The sequence below is a fragment of the Campylobacter sp. BCW_6873 genome, from assembly GCF_001762365.1.
Taxonomy (GTDB): domain Bacteria; phylum Campylobacterota; class Campylobacteria; order Campylobacterales; family Campylobacteraceae; genus Campylobacter_D; species Campylobacter_D jejuni.
Genome location: NZ_MJWS01000027.1, coordinates 1 through 13,738 on the forward strand (window position 1 = coordinate 1; position 13,738 = coordinate 13,738).

The following is a 13,738-nucleotide window of genomic DNA, read 5'->3' on the forward strand; positions in this document are numbered from 1 at the left end:
TTAAAAACTCAAATAATTTAAAAACTTAAAAAATCTAAAATAAAGTTAATTTATAAAATCTACTCAGTTAGTGAAACTTTATAATTTAAAAGATTTTAAGTCCTTTTTTTCAAAAAAGGAAATGAAAGTATAACCAATTAAACTTAAAAGGGGATTAAATAAAGGATTAAATAGTATAAATATTTGTGTAAGTATTTATATAAGTATTTGGTGGGTTAAAAAATGGGGGTTATATTTTAGAGCGCTCGTAATTTTTATTTTTTATATTAACAAATTGACTTTTAAGTGTTTTAAAATCTGGAATATAAGCATAACCGCTAAGCGTATCTATAACGATACAAAGAGCATGCTTTTTTGATAACAAACGTATAATGCAATCTGAATTATTCTTTGCTAAAGTTTTTTCATATGCATAATTGGCATTTTTTAACGGAGAATACACTCTGCCCATTTCATCAAATACTAATCTAGTAAATCCTGAACAAGATCCTTTGAATTCAACCTTTTCTATTCCAAATCTTTTTGTAAGATTAAATCTTTGTGTAGTTTTTTCATCATCTTTACTAATAACTCCACTTTGACCTGAATTCATTAATTTGTTATGATTGATTACATCAACAGCAATTTCTCTATCTATATTGATTTCAGTTTTACCTAAATTAGCATTTCCATCGCCATTTTTATCCAAGAAAATAGTATATGTTTGATCATAACCCGTGGCAGCTGATTTTATAAAATAAATCTGCCATTTACTTTTAAACCACTCTCTTTTTGCGATAGCCAACTCATCAACTCTTATACCTTCTTGCATCATGGCTAAATTTTGGGTGTATTGGATATCATTAAGAATTTGTATTGCACCTTCTAGTAGATTGTCTTTTTTTAAGTAAAGACTGCCTAAATTAAAAACTATACCTAAAATGAGAATTATAAACACAAATTCCAACAAACTGAAAGCTTTAATCATAGTTTAAAATCTGATATACTTTTTCATATTTTCCAAGTTTTACTTTAACAATTTTTTTGTCCATATCATGCTTATCGGCTTGTTTTAAAGCTTTTAAATAAAACTTATTGCTATTTTTTATTCCATAAAATCGCAATCTTTTTTGCAAACTTGGGGCTGTTGCAAGCTCTAAAACATCTTGTTTTTTTAATTCTAGCGCCAATTCTTTAGCAAAATGATAATTATTGGCAAAATGACGATTTGGATTGTTTATAAAATAATACAATAATTGATTAGCGACGATTAAAAAGTAACAAAATATCAAAAAAATTATAGAACATTCTATAAAGATTTTATACCTTAATCGAAAAACTGGCAATCTCACTCTATAACTTTGCATTAAAGTTTTTATAAGCAAAGGAGTGCAAATAACACAAAAAGGCAAAAAATCATCTAAAAAAAGTTTTTGTCTTAAAGAAAGCAACAAGCAAAATACAAATGTTACGCTCATTAAAAACCATAATAAATTTTTATATTTTTGAAAAGTCAAACGATAAATAGTATAAAAAAAATACACAAAAACCAAAGGAGAAAAACATGCAGCAAAAATTCCTAAGGTATCTAAAAAATAACCTCTTGGACGACCACCTGTATCAAAACCATAAAAACTGATACTTGCTCCAAACAAAACAAGAGATAAGGTAAATAAAATAGCATTTCTTTTATAAATCCCAAAAAAGAAAAAAGTTAAAAATAAAATATTAAAAGATTTATCAACAAATAATACTATAATCAATAATATATAAAAAAGCCATTTTTTTTCATATTCGTAAGCACATAATATAGCAAGGGTTAAAAAAATCACCAAAGATGCGGCATTAACCAGTAAAGCACTTGCAACAGTACCCGGCAATAAAACAAATAACAATAAAGAAAAAAAAGCATCAATTTTAGTTTTAGTATATTTTAAAGCTAGCAAATACAAAAGCAAACAACTTAAAAAATGAAAAAATAAAAAAGGAAGCCTTAAACCAAAATCATTTTGCCCAAAAATAAAAGTTCCAAAATGAGATATATAATAAAGCAAACTATGGGAAAAAATAAGTGATTTACCCTGCTCACCAAAATAAATATCAGCTTCATCAGCACTAATACTCAGTGTTGAAATTCCATAAAGCAAAGCCAACAAATCAAGACTAAGTAAAATGATGATAAGTTTATAATTTTTGATTTTTTCCATAATGAAAATTTTACAAAATTAAACTTAAAATATCAATGCAAATCATATAAATATCAAATATCTTAAAAATTAACATCAAATTGATTTTAGTTTTTATAAGTATAATTTTAAACAAAAAAAGGCAAAAATGCAAACTATTGATCAAATTTTTCAAACACAAATCGATATTAAAAAATCTATTTTCTTATCTTTTCTTTGCCCTTTTAAAGATTTTAAATTTTTAATAGAAACGCTAAAAAAAGAGCATCCAAAAGCTGTTCATTTTGTCTATGCTTATCGTGTTTTAAATGATTTTAATCAAATTGTAGAAGATAAAAGCGATGATGGAGAGCCTAAAGGAACTTCTGGAATGCCAACTTTAAATGTTCTAAGGGGCTATGATCTTATCAATGCGGCTTTAATCACTGTAAGATATTTTGGCGGTATAAAACTTGGTACAGGGGGACTTGTAAGAGCTTATAGCGATGCAGCAAATGCCGTGATTAATAATTCTTCTTTACTTTCATTCGAATTGAAAAAAAATATATCCATTGCTATTGATTTAAAAAATTTAAATCGTTTTGAACATTTTTTAAAAACTTATTCTTTTAATTTCACAAAAGATTTTAAGCATTGCAAAGCTATATTACATATCAAATTAAATGAAAAAGAGGAGCAAGAATTTGAAATTTTTTGTAAAAATTTTACACCTTTTGAAATAGAGAAATTATAAATTCTTGCAAGTAAATACAAAAGCTCCAAAATGGAGCTTTTGATTAAATTGCGTTCAATAAATCATTTAACAAAGTATTATTCTTACTTTGTTCATTTGCACCTTGTTGCGCAAGATCATTGTGAACGCTAGCACTTTGAGCTCTCATAGACAACTCGCCTTCATTTTGTCTAAAACGATAAGCGTAAACATTTGACATTTGAGCATAATTACTTAAATTTGAATTTGAGTTTTGCGCATTGCTCTGAAAACTATTACTAGAATTTAAAGCATCTCCGCTTGACTTCTCATCCGCCTTATTTAATATATCCATAAAATCAGAATTTCCAGATGAAGAATAATCTTCAACCTGTTTATCCACCTGTTTATACTGACCACTAATAGCATCGTATTCATACGAGCTAATCGTTCTATAATTTACCTGCATAGTTTTCTCCTTTCAAAATATGCAAAAACTATACAAGCAAAAAGTGTTCCTTTTTATGTAAAATCAATGTTTTTTAATCATGATGAGTAGGTAAATGCTCCACATCAAGCTCATTGTTGGCTATAAATTCCTCCTTGGCTTTTTTACAGTTTTCATCACGCATTTTGCGGTATTCATTGCGAATGGTGATTTCTTTATCGCTTAGAGGTCTATCTTCTAAAAAACTGATATGAAAATAAGTATCATCGCTCTTTGAATAAGTTTTATAAAAATCTATATAATCAAAATAATCCTTGCCATTATCAAACTCTACCACTTCTTCTATATAAATCGTAGGCCCAAAACCCTTGTGATTTTGTGTATAATGCCCAAAACCTGCGCTGTATTGAATTCTAAATTTAGCCATCATTTTCTCCTAAAAATTCTTGATAAGTTCCACGAAAATCTGTAAGCTTACCATTTTCTAAATGCCAAATTCTATTAGCAAAAGCAGAAACTAACTCCCTATCGTGGCTGATACAAAGCACTACACCTTTGAAATTATACAAAGCTTCACCTAGTGCAATAATACTTTCAAGATCTAAATGGTTATCAGGCTCATCTAAAAGCAAGAAATTTGGACGCTCTAGCATTAAACGAGAAAGCATTAAACGGTGTTTTTCACCCCCACTTAAACTTGCTGCCATCTTTTCTTGATCACTGCCACTAAAAAGCATTCTACCTAAACACTTACGGATTTCATCTAGATCTTTAAATTTTTCACTCATAAGCCATTCGTAAAGTTTCAAATTTTCACAAATTAAATTACTTGTATCTTGAGGAAAATATCCAAGCTCTATAGTTGCCCCAAGATGTATAGATCCACTATCTGGATTTATAGCATGGGCGATGATTTTTGCCAAAGTACTTTTGCCCACACCATTTGCCCCAATCAAAGCGATTTTATCATTTTTTTCTATTTTTAGCTCCAAATTTGAAAACAATTGTTTATCATAAGCCTTGCCTATACCTTTAAATTCTAAAACTTCATTACCTATTTCACGATTGGTTCTAAAAACTATGCTAGGATCTCTACGGCTTGAAATTTTAATCTCTTCAAGCTCTAGTTTTTCAAGTGCCTTAGCACGGCTTGTGGCTTGTTTTGCCTTAGAAGCATTTGCGCTAAAACGGCGAATGAAATTTTCTAATTCTTCTCTTTCTTTTAAGGTTTTATCGCGTTTAAGCTCAGCTTGTTTTGCCAAAAGCGTTGAAGCCATATACCAATCATCATAATTTCCCGCAAAATCACGAATTTGTTTAAAATCCACATCCAAAATTCTTGTGCAAATTTTATTTAAAAAATGCCTATCATGAGAGATGACAACTAAAGTCCCTTCATGTCTTAAAAGTTCATTTTCAAGCCAAGAAATCGCCTCTAAATCAAGGTTATTTGTAGGCTCATCTAAAAAAAGCACATCCGCACCCAAAAATAAAACTTGAGCCAGTAAGACTTTAAATTTATCCACACTTTGTAAGGTGCTCATTAAAGCATCAAAATCTTTAATCTTTAAAGAACTTAAAATTTTTTCACAACGTGTTTCACAATCATAATTTGGATCTTCTTCAGCCGTTATTATCTCAAGCTCACCTAAACGCTCATTGATCTCATCGGTAAATTCCTCGCTCATATAAAGCTTTTCTTTTTCTTTTAAGGCCTCATATAAACGCTTATTTGCACACATCACTGCATCTTTGATGGTGTAGTTTTCAAAAGCAAATTGATCCTGTCCTAAAACTGCGATTTTCAAGCCTTCATCAAATACTATTTCACCACTACTTGACTCAATTTCTCCTGAAAGAATTTTTAAAAAAGTCGATTTTCCCGCACCATTAGCACCGATAAGTCCATATCTTTGTCCTCTAACAAGCTTTAAATTAACATTTTCAAATAAAAGCTGATTTGCAAAACGCATAGTAAGATTTTTTACTTCAACCATGATTTTCCTTAAATTTTTTACTTATAAAAATTTTTAAGAAATTGTAGCGAAAAAGGCTTGAATTTTTAATTTTAAAATTAAATTTTTTGATAGTTAAAAATAAATTCTATAATTTTATTATAATTTTGTTTTTTAATTTTTTTATAGACTAAAAATAAATCTACTCCCCACCAAATAATGCCTAATAATAGAAAAATTCCAAACAACCCGAAAAAAATTTCAGAAATATCCAAGTTAGAATCATTTTCATAGCTAATTCCTAGTATCAAAAATAACACACAAGGAAATAAAGATAATATTATACGCAATATTCCTAATGCATAGTCTTTTATCATAAATCTATCGATTGCCAACCAACCTAAACTTAAAAAACCACATATCATACTCATAATTAAAGGTTTTATAGGATCTTGAAGTCTTAAAAATACCAAATTTGATAGAGCTTCTTTTTTATTTTGTAATTGTTCAAACTTAAGCTTTAAATTGAAAAAATCTTCTTGATTTATTTTATCTTGTATATTTAAAAGAAAAACATTATAGTCCATATCCAGTCTCCTCAAAATTAACTTTTTAAGGCATTTTTGCCTTAAAAAGTTATCTAGTAATTTCTACATATACCATGCCATCATCAGTATATCTAGCAAAATACTCGATCCAAGCATCCCATTTGTAAGGGCGAGAATCAATACTTCCATTTGCTTTTACTTGAGCTTTACAATACTGTGTTTTACTTTCCTTATCGGTTAAATCGCTCATAAAACCGCTATAAGTAAATTTCAACTTTTTACGATCAACCTCAGAAAATCTACCAAAATTGTGTTCTAAAATAATCTCAGTTAAAACATTTTGTACATCTTGATCACTACATTTTGGAATACCGCTACTACAAGCACTCAAAAATACTGCCAAAATTCCAACAAACATAAATTTCGCATTAAAACATTTCATTAATTTCCTCCTTTTTTGTTCACCTAAATAATATTTTAGTTTCTCTTCATCTGTACCAAGTTCACCATTTTACTTGTAATCTCTAAAAAAACCTGTGCAATATTTAGAGCAACAGACAAAATATTTAAAAGCAATTTTCTTTATTGCTTAAGAATTCTAAACCTCACTTGCCACAAAAACAAAATTTACTAAAAACTTGATAAAAATATTTTGCAAACTTATTTTTGATTGTTTTTCATAAAAACTCGAAATTATTGTATAATATTTGCAATCTTTTCAAAATTTTGTTTTCTTAATTTTTTACCCACTAAAAACATATCTACAATCCACCAAATCCAATTAACAAGCCACAACAAACCATATATTATCCCTAAAGCACTATATGTAATCATTAAAACACCGCAAATCATAGCTACAATTGTAATTCCCAAGCGTATAAGCCCTAAAACCCAATCTCCTATCATAAAACGACCCACTCCAAAAGCACCAAATAAAAAAGTCCCTACCCAAAATACTAGAGCGGGACTTTTTAGCTTTATCATTGGAAGCTGTGCTACTACTTCTTTTTGTTTATCCTCATTTAAGCGATCAAATTTCTCTTTTAGCATCACGGTAGATGTTGCATCTTTTGGCAATTTATCGCCAATGCTGAAAAGAACCGAATTGAAATCCATAACTACTCCTTGAAAATTAAAAAATATCTCGAATTATTCCATACTATAACTTAATTAATATTGAAATATTAAATATATTTTATATAAAAGATTGAATATTTCAAGTGTTTTTAATAAAGAAATTTTAATGTAAAATTTTTTAAAGGCTAAATTTTTAAGGTAAAAAATGACAAAAAAGAGCAAGCGTGATATGGCATATGAACTAGACATTGATGTTAGCACTTTATATAATTGGAGAAAATATAAACCCAATTTATATCGTATTGTTATGCTTGGCTTTAAATTTGATGAACTTTTAGAAAATAGTAAAAAAACTCATGAAGAATTACTTCATATAGAACAAACTATACAAGATGAGATTGCTAAATTTAAATAAAGTCCACTTTTAAGCTTTTTTCTATACAATTATCACTTTTATTAAAATCAAGGATTTGAAATGTTTTTATTAGATTTTTTAATATCATTGAGTTTTATTTTTGAAATTTCAGCACTTGTATTATCCTTTTACTTTAAAAATTCAAGAATTTTCTTTTTAACTTTAGTGCTATTAGGAGCTAAGTTGCCTTATTTTTATACAAGTTTTTTTCAAGCTAATTTATTTGTGGCTTTGTTTTTACCTATGATTTTTACTCTATTTTGCCTTGGAAAACACCATGCTTTAATTTTAAGTAAAAAAAATATCGCTTCAATTACAACCCTTATTTTTATAGGCGTTTTAAGCATCATTTTACCTAGAAATACTACTTTTAATAGCGCTGGTTTAGAATTCCATTTTATTGCATTAAATTTTTTTAAACCTGTAAGTGAATTAGGATTTTTATTTTTTTTAGTCGGCTTAATACTCATTTTTATCAAAACCTTTAAAACTAAAGAATATTATCTTATTATCGCATTTTTTGCTGCATATTTTCAGTTTTTATTCCAAGAAGGAGCAGGAATAAGGTATTTTGAATTTGCAAGTTTGGTTTTTTGTTTTTATCTTTTAAATCACGCTTATAAGCTAGCTTTTTTTGACACCTTAACAAAACTACCTAATGAAAAAAGCCTTACACGCTTTACAAAGGGAAAAAACAACTATATCATTGCCTTGCTTCATTTTAATGAACTAAAAGATACTAAAGAAAGCTATGCCAAACTCATCTTAAAACAAATTGCAAAAATTTTAAAACGCTTTAGAGCAAAAATTTTCATCGTAGACAATGATTTTATTTTAATTTTTAATGATAAAAATCAAGCTTTAAATCATCTTGCTTTTTTAGAATCCACCTTGAAAAACACGGAATTTAATTTAGAAAATGAAAATTTTAAACCAGATTTTAAATTGATTTGGCAAGAAAGTGAAGAAAATTTGGATAAAAATTTACAAAGTCTAAGAGCAAGACTCTTAGACTAAAAAAATTATTTTTCGTTTGCTTCAACTTCGATATTTAAATTAATATCATCGCTTAAAGTAATAGTTGAAGTACTTGTCGCAAATTTAAAATCAGAGCGTTTGATTTTTCCATTTAAAGAAAAGCCTATTTTTTCTTTTCCATCTTTGCCTTTAGCTACACCGCCGATTTCAGTATCTAAAACGATATCTTTAGAAACTCCAGCTATAGTTAAAGTTCCCATCATTTTGCCTTTTTCATTATCGATTTTTTCATATTTTTTCATTGTAAAAGTCATATCAGGATATTTTTTTGCTTTGAAAAAATCATCTTGTTGTAAGTGATTATCTCTTGTTTGATTTTCTGTATTTACAGATGCGATTTTTATAGTTGCATCAAGCTTTTTAAACTCAGCACTCGCAGGATCAAAATCAATCACCGCAGAATAATCTTTGAAATTTCCTTTTACATTGCTAATTTGTAAATGTTTGATTTTAAAACCTACATCTGTATGTGCTTTATCTAAAGTATATTCTTTAGCAAACAAACCTGTGCTTAACAAAGACACCGCAACCAATGAACTCAATAAAACTTTTTTCATTTTTTTCCTTTTTTTATAGTAATTTTCAATATAAAAATTTTATTAGATAAAACATAACAAATCATTAATAAAAATTAAAAAATTTTACTATTTAAAAATTTTACAAATTCTTCAAATTTAGGCAAATCAAGCTTTATTGCTTCTCTTTGCTGTTTTCCCCACATACACTCTGGAAAAAACGCATCTTCTTTAAATCTTGCCATAACATGAAAATGCACCCTTGGCATATAATTTGCAAAAGAGGCGATATTGATTTTTTCAGGTTTGTAAAATTCTATCATAGCCTTTTCACAAAGTAAAATTTTTTCAAAAAGTTCCTTTTGCAACTCTAAAGGACAATCGCTAAATTCTTTATAAATTTCTTTAGTAAAAATTTTAAGCCAAGGCACTTGAGCCTCCTCTTTCTCTATATAAATCAAATCATTTTCATAAATCATTACATTCCTTTGAAATTGTATTTATGATTATTTTACAAAATTTATCAAATTTTTAAGTCAAAATGCGTTAAAATTCCTAAAATTTAAAAAACAAAAAGGAGGATAAATGCAAATTAGTTCAAGTTATAACTCTTATGATTACTACTCTAGCAAACCTTCTTTTGATAAAACAAATCAATCTGATTCTACTCAAAAAGATGAAAAAAATCTTAGTGAAAATAAAGATGACAAAGAAAAAAATGGCGAACAAACCCAAATGGTTAATGGCGTAGAGCTAAACCAAAAAGAAGTAGCTCAAGTTCGCGAACTCCAAAGTATCGATAGAAATGTAAAGGCTCATGAAGCTGCACATCAAGCAGCGGGCGGTGGCTTAGCAGGTGCCGCAAGTTTTACTTACACAAGAGGCCCTGATAATCAAATGTATGCTACAGCGGGTGAAGTTCCTATCAGCATGCAAAAAGGAAACACACCAGAAGAAACTATAGCCAATGCAAGACAAATCGCAGCAGCAGCTATGGCTCCTGCTGATCCTAGTCCGCAAGATTATAAAGTTGCAGCAAATGCTGCAAAAATGGAATTTGAAGCAAGAGCTGAAGCAATGAAGCTTAAAGCCGAGGAAGCCAAAGAAAAAGAAGAAGAAAATAAAGAAAAAGATGACAAAAATTCAGAAAATAGCTTAGAAAAAACAGATAAAGATTCAAAAAACAACGATAAAAATTCAAATTTTGATAAAGATTTTAAAAATTTCATAGCCAAAACTTATCAACAAAACTCACAAAATAACGACATTAAATTCAACATCGCATCTTAAAATTCTTAATTTAAATAAAAAATTTCCTTATGAAAATGATGGCTTGAATTTATATGTTAAGATATTTAACATTTTTTATCCTTTTTTATAATTTAAATTTTTGCATTATCAAGCCTTAAATATCTATACTTTTTGGTGCAGAATTTAAAGAAAGGATTTTGTTAAATTCTCCTGCATCATCACTAAATTTCACACCAAAAAGAAGTTCTAATTCTTTACTAGTGCTAAATTTACCTTCTAATAGTTTTTTTACAAGCTCATTCATTTTACTATCATCTTTGTAAGTTTCTTTGTTTTTACTTTCTGCTTGTATAGGTTTGAAAGTTTCTTTGTCTTCTTTTTGATTGTTTTTATTAGTTAAGAACCTATCTATATCTTCTTGAGTAAGTGGCTTACCAAGTTCATTAAAAAATTGTTTTTCCCTTTGTGCCCTTTCAGCACCCCATATTTTCTCAAATTCATTCATACTTGTAAGAGTTTTTAAAAGATCAACTTTTCGTCTATGAAGTGCGGACAAATCTACGCCTTCTGTAAGATAGTCTGTGCCAAATTTATTAAGTATTTTTATTTCATCCTTGCTTAGTTTATCTTCCATATATCTTTTATATAAAGAGTTTTCTACTTCTTTTACATCAGCAGATCCATTATAGCCATTTTCTTCTTTAAATTTTTCAAGATCTCCAAATTTTTTTATTATGGATTCATAATAAGCATCATCATCATTTTTAAGCACAGCTTTTTTATTGCTTGTGTTATTATTTAGATAATTGATATTTGTATATTGAGTATCAAAATTTACCATAGAAAACCCTTTTTTTATGATATTTTATTAAAATAATCTTGGATTCCAACCACCAAGAGCAGACTACATTTGCCTTTTTGTATAATTATAGTTTGAATAAGAATTTGTACCATTAATCATTTTCGCCTTCCTTGATATTATATACTATATCGGAAGAAAATTAAAAATTTATAATCTTGAGAGTTTTCAAAAACTCTCAAGTTATTATCAAGCTAAGCTTTTTCCACTTTTATGATATTTTAAAATACCTTCAGCACAGCGATAAGCCAAAGCTCCCACAGTATCAGTTGGATTATATCCACTATTGTGTTGGAAATTTCCTGCTCCTACAACAAAAAGATTATCCGCATCCCAGTGTTGTAAATAAGTATTAACCACACTAGTTTCTCTATCTGCACCCATTGTTGTTCCACCTGTGTTATGAGTAGATTGATAAGGTACAACGCTATAATCCTTAAGATAAGCGCCTTTTTTAATTGATTTTACTCCTTGCATTCTTTTTGCTACCTCAGCTGTTTTATCTGTGATAAATTTATGCAAAGCTCTATCTTGATCGGTGAAATTATAAGTTAAGCGTAAAAGTGGCATACCAAAAGCATCTTTATAAGTTGGATCAAGACTTAAATAATTATTCTTATGAGGCAAAGAAGCACCTTGTCCTGCTACGGTAATAGCTCTTGTGAAATTATAGTTTAATGCTTTTTTAAATTCAGCACCCCAAGTTGGAGCTCCTGCTGGAAGTGGGGCTGATTGTATAGGGCGAGTTCCAAGCTGAACGCTATAAATCATAGCTCCATGAAGGAATTTTTCCTTAGAATGATCAAAATTATCTCCGTTAAAATCATCACTCGTAGTTCCTAAAGCACCTGAACCCATGAAGGTGTTAAATTGCTCATCAAAGAAAGCTGTTGTACCCATATTCATTTGGTAACAATAATTTCTACCTAAAGTTCCTTTACCTGTTTTTGGATCGTATTGCTCACCTATGTTGCTTACCATTAAAAGCTTAGCATTGTTAAACATATAACTTGTAAGCACAACTATATCAGCAGGCTGGATATACTCTTTCATCGTTCTAGTATCGACAAATTTCACCCCTGTTACTTTTCCGTCTTTTTTAAGAATTTGCGTTACATTGCTATAAGTACGTATGGTGTATTTACCTGTGCTCATAGCCTTTGGAATTACTGTATTTAAAGGACTTGCTTTTGCGCCATACTCACAACCAAAACGCTCACAATACGCACAGTATTGACAAGGAGCTAAATCTTGACCATCAGGGTTTGTATAGCCACCTTTAGAATTTGAAGCTGGCAAACGATAAGTGTGTAAATTTGAACTTTTTGCTGCACTTTCAAATCGTTTAAGCATTTTAGTATTTTCAAGAGGTTCTTGTGGATAAGGACTGGATCTAAAAGCTCCCATTTTTTCCGCTAAAGGATTTGGTTCACCTGATACCCCACAGGTTTTTTCAAATCTATCATAATAAGGCTCCATATCCTTATAAGTCACGCCCCAATCTTGCAAGGTATAATCATTACCTAATTTATTACCATATCTTTGTTTGCTTAGGGTTTGAATTTCAAAGTCATAAGGCATAAACCTAAAAGTCCAACCATTCCAATGCACCCCTGCACCGCCAACATTATTACCCAATAAAAACGAACCCATTTTACGATAAGGTAAGGCTAAACCACTAGGATCATGGCGAAAAGTCACAGTGTCTTTTGAGCAATCTTGCATCAAACCATAATTAATCCCGTATCTCCACTCATCATGGATAAAATTAAAATTTTCAGTACTTTGCATATGTCCGCGTTCTAAACTAAGTACATTCAAACCTGCTTTAGTAAGCTCTGCAGCCACTATACCTCCAGTCCATCCTGCTCCAACTGTTAGCACATCTACTTTTTTTAATACTTCAGCCATTTTAACTCTCCATATCTGCTAAACCCATAGGTTCAATGTTAAAAAATTCATCACTTGCAATTTTATCCACATAGCTCATTTGTGCGCCTGGATATTGCATCATTCTCCAACCATTTTTATTATCATTTCCGCCATAAATTGGATCAGCTAAAACTCCAGCTACTGTCATATCTCTTAAAAGTGTGAAAAAATAAGAAGATTTAAAACCTGTAGTTTGAATTTTTCCTTTTTCAAAATCGCTTAAAATTTTATCCTGATCTCCACCTTTAAGCAAAGAAAAAGATTTTTTATAACGCTTTTGAGCATTTTCTTCAAGAGCATGCACGCCTTCTAAAAAAATATCTTTGCGTTGCATAGGGGTTTGATAACCTTGTTCGGCTTTGCCCTCCATGAAAGGCCCTTGCATATATTCTCTATCATTATAACCATAAGCACTAGCTAGCTGATTATCGATAAAATAAGGCACGCCTAAACCTATAGCTCCTTCTCCTTGCTCATCTTTAGGATAAATTCTTTCACAGGCTGCACTTAAGGTATCAAATTCAGTTTGAGTTTGAAAAAACATTCTACCTCTAATTTTATTTGATTTTCCTTGTGAAGCTTGATGCGAATGCGTAAGTTCTGCTGCCTTTAAAACAGCACCGCCACCTATAGTGCTAGCTGCTACTACAGAACCACCTAGAAGCCCTAGTTTAAAAAAGCTTCTGCGATCAATAATATTGTCTTGCATTACTTCTCCTTGATAATAATTTAAACAAGACTATATTAGTCCTATTAATATAAATTTAACTTTAAAAAGCGATAAATTTTGTGTTATTCTTAATTTTATTTAAGTATATCTTTGAAAGTAATGAAAATAGAACTT

General features: G+C 29.6%; 17 protein-coding genes. 4 read left to right on the forward strand and 13 right to left on the reverse strand.

Translation table 11 applies throughout. The annotated features are described in order from the left end of the window. Positions 1-229 precede the first annotated feature (229 nt). A complete protein-coding gene (locus AJ932_RS00665; protein WP_070278279.1) occupies positions 230-967 on the reverse strand; it encodes an ATP-binding protein in 738 nt (245 codons plus the stop codon). Continuing rightward, positions 960-2,186 (reverse strand): membrane protein, encoded by a 1,227-nt coding sequence (locus AJ932_RS00670; protein ID WP_002866017.1) that lies wholly within the window; start codon positions 2,184-2,186, stop codon positions 960-962. The genes AJ932_RS00665 and AJ932_RS00670 overlap by 8 nt, the downstream gene beginning before the upstream one ends. Before the next feature lie 127 nt (positions 2,187-2,313). On the opposite strand from AJ932_RS00670, the gene AJ932_RS00675 reads away from it, so the two are divergent. Then, complete coding sequence (locus tag AJ932_RS00675) at positions 2,314-2,898, forward strand: IMPACT family protein (RefSeq protein ID WP_070278281.1); 585 nt, start codon at positions 2,314-2,316, stop codon at positions 2,896-2,898. 43 nt (positions 2,899-2,941) lie between these two features. Here the strand turns inward: AJ932_RS00675 and AJ932_RS00680 are convergent, their stop codons facing one another. The 6 genes from AJ932_RS00680 to AJ932_RS00705 all read right to left on the reverse strand — a co-directional run bounded on the left by AJ932_RS00680 (position 2,942) and on the right by AJ932_RS00705 (position 6,923). After that, a complete protein-coding gene (locus AJ932_RS00680) occupies positions 2,942-3,325 on the reverse strand; it encodes a hypothetical protein (RefSeq protein WP_002860258.1) in 384 nt (127 codons plus the stop codon). Positions 3,326-3,398: 73 nt separating this feature from the next. Beyond that, complete coding sequence (locus tag AJ932_RS00685; protein ID WP_002859498.1) at positions 3,399-3,734, reverse strand: hypothetical protein; 336 nt, start codon at positions 3,732-3,734, stop codon at positions 3,399-3,401. Further along, a complete protein-coding gene (locus AJ932_RS00690; RefSeq protein ID WP_044780465.1) occupies positions 3,724-5,301 on the reverse strand; it encodes an ABC-F family ATP-binding cassette domain-containing protein in 1,578 nt (525 codons plus the stop codon). The genes AJ932_RS00685 and AJ932_RS00690 overlap by 11 nt, the downstream gene beginning before the upstream one ends. Before the next feature lie 77 nt (positions 5,302-5,378). Beyond that, a complete protein-coding gene (locus tag AJ932_RS00695) occupies positions 5,379-5,846 on the reverse strand; it encodes a hypothetical protein (protein ID WP_002866020.1) in 468 nt (155 codons plus the stop codon). A gap of 49 nt (positions 5,847-5,895) precedes the next feature. Beyond that, positions 5,896-6,249 carry a hypothetical protein gene (locus AJ932_RS00700; RefSeq protein WP_002783105.1) on the reverse strand — a complete coding sequence of 118 codons (354 nt, stop codon included), beginning with the start codon at positions 6,247-6,249 and terminating at the stop codon, positions 5,896-5,898. A gap of 251 nt (positions 6,250-6,500) precedes the next feature. Further along, the gene (locus tag AJ932_RS00705) at positions 6,501-6,923 is read right to left on the reverse strand and encodes a hypothetical protein (protein WP_044780464.1); all 423 of its coding nucleotides are present in this window, start codon (positions 6,921-6,923) and stop codon (positions 6,501-6,503) included. A gap of 166 nt (positions 6,924-7,089) precedes the next feature. On the opposite strand from AJ932_RS00705, the gene AJ932_RS00710 reads away from it, so the two are divergent. Both AJ932_RS00710 and AJ932_RS00715 read left to right on the forward strand, forming a co-directional pair. Beyond that, on the forward strand, positions 7,090-7,299 hold the full coding sequence (locus tag AJ932_RS00710) for a transcriptional regulator (RefSeq protein ID WP_002778401.1): 210 nt from the start codon (positions 7,090-7,092) through the stop codon (positions 7,297-7,299). Between the two features lie 60 nt (positions 7,300-7,359). After that, positions 7,360-8,316: a membrane protein gene (locus AJ932_RS00715; RefSeq protein ID WP_044780463.1), complete on the forward strand. Its 957-nt coding sequence runs from the start codon at positions 7,360-7,362 to the stop codon at positions 8,314-8,316. A 5-nt stretch (positions 8,317-8,321) separates the two neighbouring features. Here the strand turns inward: AJ932_RS00715 and AJ932_RS00720 are convergent, their stop codons facing one another. Together AJ932_RS00720 and AJ932_RS00725 are read right to left on the reverse strand one after the other, a co-directional pair. Beyond that, positions 8,322-8,894, reverse strand: coding sequence for a YceI family protein (locus AJ932_RS00720; protein ID WP_070278283.1), 573 nt, complete (start codon positions 8,892-8,894; stop codon positions 8,322-8,324). Positions 8,895-8,968: 74 nt separating this feature from the next. Beyond that, entirely contained in the window at positions 8,969-9,331 is a 363-nt protein-coding gene (locus tag AJ932_RS00725) for an HIT family protein (RefSeq protein WP_070278285.1), read from the reverse strand. Positions 9,332-9,437: 106 nt separating this feature from the next. On the opposite strand from AJ932_RS00725, the gene AJ932_RS00730 reads away from it, so the two are divergent. Continuing rightward, positions 9,438-10,142 (forward strand): putative metalloprotease CJM1_0395 family protein, encoded by a 705-nt coding sequence (locus tag AJ932_RS00730; RefSeq protein WP_070278287.1) that lies wholly within the window; start codon positions 9,438-9,440, stop codon positions 10,140-10,142. Between the two features lie 115 nt (positions 10,143-10,257). Here AJ932_RS00730 and AJ932_RS00735 read toward each other — a convergent pair whose 3' ends face one another. The 3 genes from AJ932_RS00735 to AJ932_RS00745 all read right to left on the reverse strand — a co-directional run bounded on the left by AJ932_RS00735 (position 10,258) and on the right by AJ932_RS00745 (position 13,603). Next, entirely contained in the window at positions 10,258-10,944 is a 687-nt protein-coding gene (locus AJ932_RS00735; protein ID WP_070278289.1) for a hypothetical protein, read from the reverse strand. A 207-nt stretch (positions 10,945-11,151) separates the two neighbouring features. Then, positions 11,152-12,873: a GMC family oxidoreductase gene (locus AJ932_RS00740; RefSeq protein ID WP_044780459.1), complete on the reverse strand. Its 1,722-nt coding sequence runs from the start codon at positions 12,871-12,873 to the stop codon at positions 11,152-11,154. A gap of 1 nt (position 12,874) precedes the next feature. After that, a complete protein-coding gene (locus AJ932_RS00745) occupies positions 12,875-13,603 on the reverse strand; it encodes a gluconate 2-dehydrogenase subunit 3 family protein (protein WP_002857555.1) in 729 nt (242 codons plus the stop codon). Positions 13,604-13,738: the final 135 nt, after the last annotated feature.